Raw genomic sequence first — 9,029 nt, forward strand, 5'->3', positions numbered from 1 at the left:
AGGCGGGAGCCGGCGGGGGCGGCGGCGCTCCCAGCCGGGCGGGAGAGTCCGCGTCGCCCTCGCCCAGGCGGACCAAGCGCCGGCCGCAACTTCCCCGTGGCGGCCGGGAGTTGTTTCCCCGGCACCGCCTGGTCGGGTACTGCGGGCTGCCCGGCGCCACCGCCCTCGGGCGGCTCGGCACCGGTGATCCCGGCAAGCGGGCCGCCGAGATCGAGAAGACGGCACGCTCGTACGCCGGGGGCCGCGAACCGCTGCCCGTGCTCGAACTCCTGGCCACCGTCGCCAACTCCACTGCCGGCGCGGACGGTGCGTACCGCACGCGCACGCCGTCCGAGACCATTCACCGCTTCCACGAACTCGCCCGCGAGCACGACGCGTTGCTGCTGCTGAACGTCCAGCCGGGCCGTTCTCCGGCCCTGGACGAGGTCAAGGCCCTGCGCGAATGGCTCGTACACCCCGGCGTGGGCGTGGCGCTCGACCCGGAGTGGGACATGAAGCCGGGACAGGTGCCGGGCGACACCTACGGGCGCACCAGCGGCGGTGAACTCAACCGCGTCGCCCGCTACTTGTCGGACCTCGTCGAGGAGCACGACCTGCCGGAGAAGCCACTCGTCTTCCACCAGGTGACCACCTCCGTCGTCCCCGACGAGAAGGCCCTGCGCCGCGCCCCCGGCGTCGCCCTGATCAAGAGCGCCGACGGCATAGGCTCCCCCGGCCTGAAGCGGGCCACCTGGCACCAGCTGGTCCGCGACCTCCCGGACGCGGTGCACACCGGCTTCAAGCTCTTCTACGAGGAGGACGCGGAGGGCAGCCGCCTGATGGAGCCCGAGGAAGTGCTGCGGCTGCGCCCGGAACCGGAGTATGTGATGTACGAGTGAGGCGCGGCGCCACGCCTCAAGGGGCGGGAAAGTACGCGCGGGGCGTCAGTCCCACGGTCCGGTGGAACGCGGAGACGAAGGCGCTGCCGGTCGCGTAGCCGATCCGGCGCGCCACCGACTCGACCGTGAGGCCCTCGGCGAGCAGCGGCATCGCCGCCCGCATGCGAACCTGCTCCCGCCACCGCCGGAAGCTCAGTCCCGTCTCGGCGGTGAAGAGCCGGGCCAGCGTCCGTGCGCTGGCGCCGACTTCAGCGCCCCACTCCTCCAGCGGCCGGCCGTCGGAGGGGTCGGCGGCGAGGGCCCGCGCCACCATCCGGGCGCGCGGATCTCTCGGCTCCGGCACGGAGATGCTCGTCACCGGAACGGGGCGCAGCAGGTCGAAGAGCACGGCCTCGGCACGGATCCGGGCATCCGGAGGAAGGTCCGCGCCGTCCAGATGGTCGATGAGTTCGCGCAGCAGGGGACTCACCGCCACCACGGTGGGTTCCGCCCAGGGCACCGGGCAGCGTTCGGGAGCGACGTACGGGCTTCGCATGACGGCGGACCCGGCGGCGCCGGTGGCGTGGGGCACCCCGGCCGGAATCCACAGGGCCAGCGACGGCGGCAGCAGCCAGGCGCCGGCCTCGGTCCGTACGCGCAGCAAGCCGCTTCGTGGCCAGGCCAGTTGGTGGACCGGATGCCGGTGCGTGGCGAACCAGCTGCCGCCCGCCAGCGGGAAGCTGCCGATCACGATCGCGGTACCCGGTCCCCCGTAGGGCCCGGGGTGGTGTCCGGTGGACGACATACCTTGGCAGCCTAGTCTGTGGCGGACAGCCGGGTACGGGCCTACCGTCGTCGCATGCCGATGAACAAAGCGCACCGCAGACTGTGCAGCTCCGAGAAGTGGGCCCAGGGAGTACGGGACCGGCTCCTGCCCTGGGCCCTCGAAGACGTCGAACTGGGCGATGACGTACTGGAGCTGGGCCCCGGTTACGGCGCCAACCTCCGCGTGCTCGTCGAGCGCGTCCCCCGCCTCACCGCCGTCGAGATCGACGAGGCCACCACCCGGCTGCTGCAGGACGGCTGGGGCGAGCGCGCCCGCATCCTCAACGGCGACGCCTCGGACCTGCCGCTGCCGGACGCCGCCTTCTCCTCGGTCGTGTGTTTCACGATGCTGCACCACGTGCCGACCAAGGCCCTCCAGGACCGGATCTTCCAGGAGGCGTTCCGGGTGCTGCGGCCCGGCGGCATCTTCGCGGGCAGTGACAGCCAGCCCAACTTCCGCTTCCGGCTGCTGCACATCGGCGACACCATGAACACGCTGCCCCCGGACGAACTGCCGGGCCGGCTGGCGGCAGCGGGATTCACCGACGTGTCCGTCGACCGCCACCCGGAGAGCGGAGGTCTCCGCTTCAGCGGCCGCCGCCCCCGGGGCGAGTAGCGCGCAGCGTCGCCGCGATGACCGCGGCGGCGGCTGCGACGCCGATGGCGAAGCCGCGGTCGTTGGGCGTCAGGACGAGGCACAGGAGCAGCACGACACCGGCGCCCCCGACGACGTGGGGGAGCGCGTCGGGCGCACCACGCCGGAGACGGACGCCGTGCACCGTCAGCAGCACGCCCGGTGTCGCGGCCGAGACGCCGACGACGAGCAGGGTGGCCAGGCGGGTGTCGTAGCCCCGCCCTGCCGCGAGCGCGACGCGGGTCACGGCGAAGCTGTGCGCGAGAGCCGCGCCCGTGAGAGCGACCCCGAGCGCGCTTGCCGCCAGGCCCGCCGCCGCGCGCGGGCGGCGGATCAACTTGATGGTCATCGCGGTCCCTTCAGAGGCCGGCCAGTCGCAGGGCCAGTGCCGCCGCGGCCAGCGCACCCACGACGAGCGCGGGCACCATCGCGGCGAAGCGGTCACGGACCCGGACGTGGCTGGTGACGGCGCCGAGCATCATCAGGACGAGGCCCACGGCGGCCGCGACGGCGAGCGGCGGCCAGGCCAGGCCGACGAGCAGTCCGGCGCCGGCGGCGATCTCCAGCGCTCCGATGACGACGTATCCGGTCCGCGGCACGCCCAGGTGCTCGGCCTCCGCCCTCGTCTGGGCCATGCCGATGACTTTGGGTATGCCCGAGGCCGCGGCGACCAGCGCGACGAGCACGGTCGTGACGGTGGTGGCGATCTCCATCGGGATCAGCCTCCCTTCGTTTCGGTGGTCCCCCATTACCTTCGGCATGGGAGGTGCCCCCAGCGCAGCAGCCGCGCGACCGGGCGCGGCAGCCACCAGTTCCACCGCCCGAGCAGCACGACCAGGGCGGGTACGAGCAGGGCGCGGACCAGCGTCGCGTCGAGCAGGATGCCCAGGCCGAGGGCGGAGGCGAAGATCTTCACCTCGGTGCCCGGCGTCGCCGCGAGCGAGGCGAAGGCGAGGAAGAGGATGAGCGCGGCACTTGTGACGAGCCGGCCGGTACGGGCGATGCCGCGCACGGTCGCCTCGCGGGTCGAGCCGGTCTCGTCGTACTCCTCACGGATCCGGGCCAGGATGAAGACCTCGTAGTCCATGGAGAGTCCGAACAGGAACGCGAACACCATGACCGGCACCCACTCGGTGAGCGAGCCGGTGGCTTCGATGCCCCACACCGGCTGGGAGAGGTAGCCCTGCTGCCAGGCCAGCACGAGCAGTCCGAAGGTCGCGGCGACGCTGAGTACGTTGAGCGCGACGGCCTTGACCGCCAGTACCAGCGAGCGGAACGCCCGGGTGAGCAGCGCCAGCGTGACCAGCACGATGAGGGCGATCGCCAGTGGGGCGTTGCCGTAGACGGCGTCGACGAAGTCGCGGCCCTGCGCGGCGGTGCCGCCGGTCCGGGTCCCGTGGAAGCCGTCGACGGCGGTGCGGAGACGGTCCAGGGTCGCCTTCCCGGCGGCGGAGTTGGCCGGATCGTCGGGCACCACGACGAGCAGACAGGTGCCGTCGCGGTGCCAGGCGGGGCCGGCCGGGTCGAGTGCGGCGCGTACGCCGGGTACCGCCGCCGCACGGGCCTGGACGGCGTCGGCGTCAGCCCCGTCACCCGGCACGAGGAGGTAGGCCGGGCTCAGCGCGCCGGAGCCGATCCCGGAGCTGTCGAGGGAGTCCAGGGCCTGGCGGGCCGGGCCGGAGGAGGCCACCGAGGCGGGGGCGGGCGCGCCCAGCTGGATGGTGAAGACCGGTGCGAGAAGGGCCCCTAGCAGGAGTGTCGCCGTGACGGCCGCCAGGCGTGGCCGGCGTACGACCAACTTGGCCCACGCGTGCCAGGCCCGGCCCCCCTCCGTCGTGCGTGACCTTGGGCGTACGGCCCGTACGGGCACGGCGGCGGCGCTCCAGCCGGGGCCCGGCGGTGGCCAGCAGCACCGGCAGCAGGGTGAGCGCGACGAGCACGCTGAACAGCGGGATCAGCATGCCGCCGATGCCCATGCTGCGCAGGAAGGGCACCGGCAGGACGAGCAGCGCGGCGAGCGCGACGGCGACGGTGACGCCGCTCAGCACGACCGCCGAGCCCGCGGTGGTCATGGCCTTCTCCACGGCGGCGAGGTTGCCCAGGCGCGTATCCGGCTGGGAGGCGCGCTCCTCCCGCCAGCGGTTGGTGATCAGCAGCGCGTAGTCGATGGCCACCCCCAGACCGATGAGGCCCACCAGGAACTGCACGACGAACGACACGTCCGTCAGCTCGGTCAGCCCGTATACGGCAAGGAAGGTGACCAGGATCGCCACCGCTGCCATCAGCAGGGGCAGTATCGCGAGGGCGGAGCCGAAGACGAGCGCGAGCACGACGAGCGCGCCCACCCCGGCGATGGCCGTCTCGGCCAGCAGACCGGGACCGCCGGCCTGGCTGGACTGGGTGAACAGGGCGTCCGTACCGGTCAGTTCGACGGGAGCGGAGGCCACCTCGACGTCGGCCAGGGCATCGGTGACGCCGGGGATCGCGCCGGCGAAGAAGGGAAACTCCGTACTGCCCTGCGGGTAGAGCAGGGCGAAGGTCGTCCGTCCGTCGGCGGAGACGAGCCCACGGTCGCCGGTGTCGGCGTAGGAGACGGCACGGGCGCCGTCGCCGGCGGCCTCGACGGCCTTGTCCACCGCGTGCGCCAGCTCGGTCCGCACGCCGGAGGAGTCGACGGTCGTGCCCTTGGGCAGCGTGACCTCCAGGACCAGCGGGTCACCGGCGCCGCCGTCGCCGTAGACGCGCTGGATCTGCTGGTTGGTCTCGTACCCGGGCCGGCCGGGGAGCGAGCCGAAGTCCGAGGTCATGTTGCTGATCGCGGGCGAGGTCGCGGCGGCGCCGGCCAGCGTGAGAGCCAGCCAGCCCATCACCACGATCAGCCGGTGCCGGAGCACCCATCGGGTCAGGCGAAGAAGGATCATGGCTGCGCTGCTCCATCGGTCACGCGCTAACATTCCTTACGAATACAAAGTATCTTAAGTATCAGGAGTCTTGAATGTCAAACGAATACCGTGAGCCGCCCCGAGTGCGCGACAGCCCGCCCGCACAGCGCGACCTCGTCTTCTCCGTGCTCGACCTAGGCATCGACATCAACGCCGTCGGCCAGGCCTCCGCCGCGCTCATGGGCATCAACCAGACCGACCTCATCTGCCTCAACGCCCTCTTCCGCCAAGGCGCCATGAGTGCCGGCAAGCTCGCCTCCGTGATCGGGCTGACGACGGGAGCCACCACCACGGCCATCGACCGGCTGGAGCGGGGCGGCTACGCGCATCGCCGCAGCGACCCCACCGACCGCCGGCGCGTACTGGTCGAGGCGTCCACCGAGGGCGCGTACGAGGCCTTCGCCGTCTTCGACCGCCTGCTCGAGTCACTGGCCCGGCTCGCCGACACCTACACCGAGGAGCAACTCACCCTGCTCCTGGACCTCCTGGGCGACTTCCGCGGTGTCATCACCGACTACGCCGCCACCCTCCGCAAGGAGGCCGCCCAGGCCAAGCGACCCACCAGCGGGGAAGGACGGTCCGATGACTGAGGTGATGGGGGTTCTCGCGGCACTGCTGGCGTGTGCGGTGATGGCCCCCGCGGTGGCACACGTGCTGGAACTGCCCGGCAAGCTGCGGCTCAGCCGCGCCGACTACAGCATGGTGCAGCGGATCTACTATCCCGGCTTCACCATCGCGGGGGCCGGCGAGTTCCCCGGCATCATCGTGGCCGCGGTCGCGCTGGCGCTGACCGGGACCGGGGGCCCGGACTTCCCGCTGCGTGCGACCGGGCTCGTCGCCCTCGCCGGGATGCAGGCGGTCTACTGGCTGCGGGTGCACCCGGTGAACGGGTTCTGGCTGGAGGGGGAGGATCTCGACCGGTTCAGTGCGGGCTTCTTCTCGTTCGGAGCGCGCCGCCGGGAGGCCGGCCGAGGCGGGTCCGTCGAGTGGACCGATCTCCGCGCCCGCTGGGAGTCCGGGCACGCCATCCGCGCGGCACTGTCCGTCGTCGCCGTCACCACACTGATCGTCGCGCTCGCATGAGGTCCGGGCCTCCGGGGATTCAGGACACGTCGGAGGCCTTGGGCATGTCGCCCTTGGTCGTCGTGAGGTCGACGACGGAGAACGCCGCGCCCTGCGGGTCGCTCAGCGTCGCGAACCGGCCGAACGGGCTGTCCATCGGGCCCAACCGCAGCACCCCGCCGCGTTCGGTCGCCCTGGTCACCGCCGCGTCGCAGTCATCGACGGAGAAGTACACGTTGAGGTAGGGCGCCACCTCGGGCGGGAATTCGTCGGTCATCTTCATCCGCCCCAGGACCGTCTCGTCGCCGAGATTGAAGATCCTGAAGTCGATCGCCTCGTCCTCCAGTTGCTGCGCCCGGTACGGGAAGACGGCGGGGAAGAAGGCGTCCGCCTTCGCCGGGTCCCGGGTGAACACCTCGGCCCAGCAGTACGCGCCGGGCTCGCCCGTCTTCTCGAAGCCCTCATGGACACCCGCCTGCCACACACCGAAGACGACACCGCCCGGGTCGCGGGCCAGGAGCATCGAACCGAAGTCGCCGACCTGCATCGGCTCCATCAGCACCTCGCCGCCGTTGTCGCGGATCTTCCCGGCGGTGGCGGCGACATCCGGCGACGCGAAGTACAGACACCAGGCCGACTGGCCTTCCTGGCCCGGCATCGGCGGGACGACGGCGGCCACCGCCTTGCCGTCCGAGTACGCCTGGGTGTAGTTGCCGTACTCCGTCGACGACTCGCCGAACGTCCAGCCCAGCACATCGCCGTAGAAGCTTTTGGCCCCCTCGACGTCGCCGAACATCGCGTCGGCCCAGCACGGCGTGCCCTCAGGTTGTACAGCCATGACGTCGACCCTCTCCCTGCTGAATGAAATCGTCTGGTTTGTCACGCTAGCGAGCCTCCCGTCCCCCCGCATCCCCCGGCGCGTCTGGGATCTCCTCGATGTGGCGGAGGCGGCCCGCGACAGGGACGGACCGGTCGAAACGCGGTGGCAGGCCCCGGGTGTGGCTGGCATGCTCGGCGCGTGCTGATCAGGGAAGCAACCGCGCAGGACTGGAACGCCATCTGGCCGTTCTTCGAGGAGATCGTTGCGGCCGGGGAGACGTTCACGTTCCCCGTGGACCTGGACCGTGACGAGGGGCGCGCTTGGTGGCTCCTGTCCAAGCCGAACCGCACGGTGGTCGCTGTTGACGACACAGGCACGATCCTGGGCACCGCGAAGATGAACAACAATCACCATGGCAACGGCTCCCACATCGCGAGCGCCAGCTACATGGTGGCTCCAGCCCATGCCGGGCGCGGAGTCGGCCGGGCTCTGTGCGAGTACACGCTCGACTGGGCGAAGACCGAAAACTACCGGGCCATGCAGTTCAACGCGGTCGTGGAGACCAACACGGGAGCTGTGCGGCTCTATCGTTCGCTCGGCTTCGAGGTGCTGGGCACGCTGCCCGAAGGATTCCTGCATCCCGAGCACGGTTACGTCGGCCTGCACATCATGCACCGCGCACTCTGAGGCCCCTCCGAGAAGGCGGCGGGATCAGGGTTGAAGGACGTACTTCCCGCGCACGCCGCCCTTCGCGACCGCGCGGTGGGTGGCGGCGACCTCGTCGAGCGGTACGACTGCGTGCACCCGCGCCGGCAGACGGCCGCTCGCCGTGGCGTCGAGGAGCTGGGCGAGCCGGGCGCCGTCGGGCTTCGCCACGACAACGCGGACGGCGACGCCGCGCTCTTCCGCCGGCTCCGCACCCGGCTGCACGCCCACGAAGAGACCGCCGTCGCGGACCAGCGCGACGCCCTGCTCCTGGAGTGCGGCACCGTCGGCCACCGCGTCCCAGCCGGGCCCTGCCTGTGGGGTGAAGTCGGCGCCGAGGCCGCGTACGAAATCCTCGTCTTCGGCCCGGGCCAGTCCGGTGACCCGCCAACCGCGATCCTGGGCGAGCGCGACGACGTACCCTCCCACCGCGCCCGCGGCCCCGGTGACCAGCAGGCTGCGGCCCGCGCCGTCGCCGAGCAGGTCGACCAGCTGGGCCGCGGCCAGGCTGTTGAGCGGGACCGAGGCGGCCGTGGTCAGGTCGAGGCCCTCGGGCACAAGGGCGGTGTCGCTCGCCGGAACGACCAGCTGTTCGGCGTAGGTGCCGAAATCGCGGTCGAACCCGGCGACAAGCCCCGCAACACGGCTGCCGACCGGGAGGCCGACGTCCGGACCGGCCGCGGTGACGGTCCCGGCGAAGTCCCAGCCCAGGCCGGTGTGGTCAGGCTGGTCGACCAGTCCGAGCCCGTGGAACACCCCGGCGGCGAGCGCCAGATCGACGGGGTTGACCGCGGCCCCGGCGATCTGGACCCGGACCTGGCCCGCCCCGGGCTCGACGACGGGCACGTCGATGATCTCAATGGATTCGGGGCCGCCCGGGGTGCGGACGACCGCGGTGCGGAAGGTGGTGGACATTTTCGCCTCCAATGGAGATATGGGTCCTACTCCTCCACAATGGAGGGGTAGCTCTCCAGCGGGAAGTAGGCACCTCGAAGTGCGTAGGTCACCGCGCGGTAGGAAGGAGCGGTCGAGTCGATGGCGACGATGACGGCGGCCCAGAAGCGGGCGCAGGCGAAGATGGAGTACGACGCGTTCCTGGCGAGCTGTCCCAGCCGGCAGCTCCTCGACCGGATCTCCGACAAGTGGGTGTCGCTGGTCCTGGCCGCGCTCGGCAGCGACGGCCC

The 9,029-nt window shown here is 71.7% G+C and carries 12 protein-coding genes and 1 pseudogene; 6 read left to right on the forward strand and 7 right to left on the reverse strand.

All coding sequences use genetic code 11. The features are described 5' to 3' along the window. On the forward strand, positions 1-878 hold an 878-nt coding region (locus ACRDP3_RS08735; protein WP_431516284.1), incomplete at its 5' end, for a hypothetical protein. A gap of 16 nt (positions 879-894) precedes the next feature. Here ACRDP3_RS08735 and ACRDP3_RS08740 read toward each other — a convergent pair. After that, complete coding sequence (locus tag ACRDP3_RS08740; RefSeq protein ID WP_431516285.1) at positions 895-1,662, reverse strand: AraC family transcriptional regulator; 768 nt, start codon at positions 1,660-1,662, stop codon at positions 895-897. Positions 1,663-1,716: 54 nt separating this feature from the next. On the opposite strand from ACRDP3_RS08740, the gene ACRDP3_RS08745 reads away from it, so the two are divergent. After that, positions 1,717-2,298 carry a class I SAM-dependent methyltransferase gene (locus ACRDP3_RS08745; RefSeq protein ID WP_431516286.1) on the forward strand — a complete coding sequence of 194 codons (582 nt, stop codon included), beginning with the start codon at positions 1,717-1,719 and terminating at the stop codon, positions 2,296-2,298. Here ACRDP3_RS08745 and ACRDP3_RS08750 read toward each other — a convergent pair. The 4 genes from ACRDP3_RS08750 to ACRDP3_RS08765 are packed head-to-tail and all read right to left on the reverse strand — an operon-like array spanning position 2,270 to position 5,237. Then, the gene (locus tag ACRDP3_RS08750) at positions 2,270-2,665 is read right to left on the reverse strand and encodes a hypothetical protein (RefSeq protein ID WP_431516287.1); all 396 of its coding nucleotides are present in this window, start codon (positions 2,663-2,665) and stop codon (positions 2,270-2,272) included. The genes ACRDP3_RS08745 and ACRDP3_RS08750 overlap by 29 nt on opposite strands. A 10-nt stretch (positions 2,666-2,675) precedes the next feature. Continuing rightward, positions 2,676-3,029: a DoxX family protein gene (locus tag ACRDP3_RS08755; protein WP_431516288.1), complete on the reverse strand. Its 354-nt coding sequence runs from the start codon at positions 3,027-3,029 to the stop codon at positions 2,676-2,678. 35 nt (positions 3,030-3,064) lie between these two features. Beyond that, complete coding sequence (locus ACRDP3_RS08760) at positions 3,065-4,006, reverse strand: MMPL family transporter (protein WP_431516289.1); 942 nt, start codon at positions 4,004-4,006, stop codon at positions 3,065-3,067. Next, positions 3,906-5,237 (reverse strand): MMPL family transporter, encoded by a 1,332-nt coding sequence (locus ACRDP3_RS08765; RefSeq protein ID WP_431516290.1) that lies wholly within the window; start codon positions 5,235-5,237, stop codon positions 3,906-3,908. The genes ACRDP3_RS08760 and ACRDP3_RS08765 overlap by 101 nt, the downstream gene beginning before the upstream one ends. 74 nt (positions 5,238-5,311) lie before the next feature. Here ACRDP3_RS08765 and ACRDP3_RS08770 point away from each other — a divergent pair, with 74 nt between their 5' ends. Together ACRDP3_RS08770 and ACRDP3_RS08775 are read left to right on the forward strand one after the other, a co-directional pair. Next, positions 5,312-5,848, forward strand: coding sequence for a MarR family transcriptional regulator (locus tag ACRDP3_RS08770; protein ID WP_431516291.1), 537 nt, complete (start codon positions 5,312-5,314; stop codon positions 5,846-5,848). Further along, entirely contained in the window at positions 5,841-6,341 is a 501-nt protein-coding gene (locus tag ACRDP3_RS08775; RefSeq protein ID WP_431516292.1) for a hypothetical protein, read from the forward strand. Before ACRDP3_RS08770 ends, ACRDP3_RS08775 begins: the two co-directional genes overlap by 8 nt. 19 nt (positions 6,342-6,360) lie before the next feature. Here the strand turns inward: ACRDP3_RS08775 and ACRDP3_RS08780 are convergent, their stop codons facing one another. Then, positions 6,361-7,158, reverse strand: coding sequence for a VOC family protein (locus tag ACRDP3_RS08780; protein WP_431516293.1), 798 nt, complete (start codon positions 7,156-7,158; stop codon positions 6,361-6,363). Positions 7,159-7,338: 180 nt separating this feature from the next. Between ACRDP3_RS08780 and ACRDP3_RS08785 the strand changes: the two genes are divergently transcribed. After that, positions 7,339-7,827 (forward strand): N-acetyltransferase family protein, encoded by a 489-nt coding sequence (locus tag ACRDP3_RS08785; protein ID WP_431516294.1) that lies wholly within the window; start codon positions 7,339-7,341, stop codon positions 7,825-7,827. 24 nt (positions 7,828-7,851) lie between these two features. Here the strand turns inward: ACRDP3_RS08785 and ACRDP3_RS08790 are convergent, their stop codons facing one another. Then, complete coding sequence (locus ACRDP3_RS08790) at positions 7,852-8,760, reverse strand: NADP-dependent oxidoreductase (protein ID WP_431516295.1); 909 nt, start codon at positions 8,758-8,760, stop codon at positions 7,852-7,854. Between the two features lie 120 nt (positions 8,761-8,880). Here ACRDP3_RS08790 and ACRDP3_RS08795 point away from each other — a divergent pair. Continuing rightward, positions 8,881-9,029 (forward strand): annotated as a pseudogene (locus ACRDP3_RS08795) (winged helix-turn-helix transcriptional regulator); the annotation flags it as partial.

Source organism: Streptomyces sp. (assembly GCF_050698815.1).
Lineage (GTDB): Bacteria > Actinomycetota > Actinomycetes > Streptomycetales > Streptomycetaceae > Streptomyces.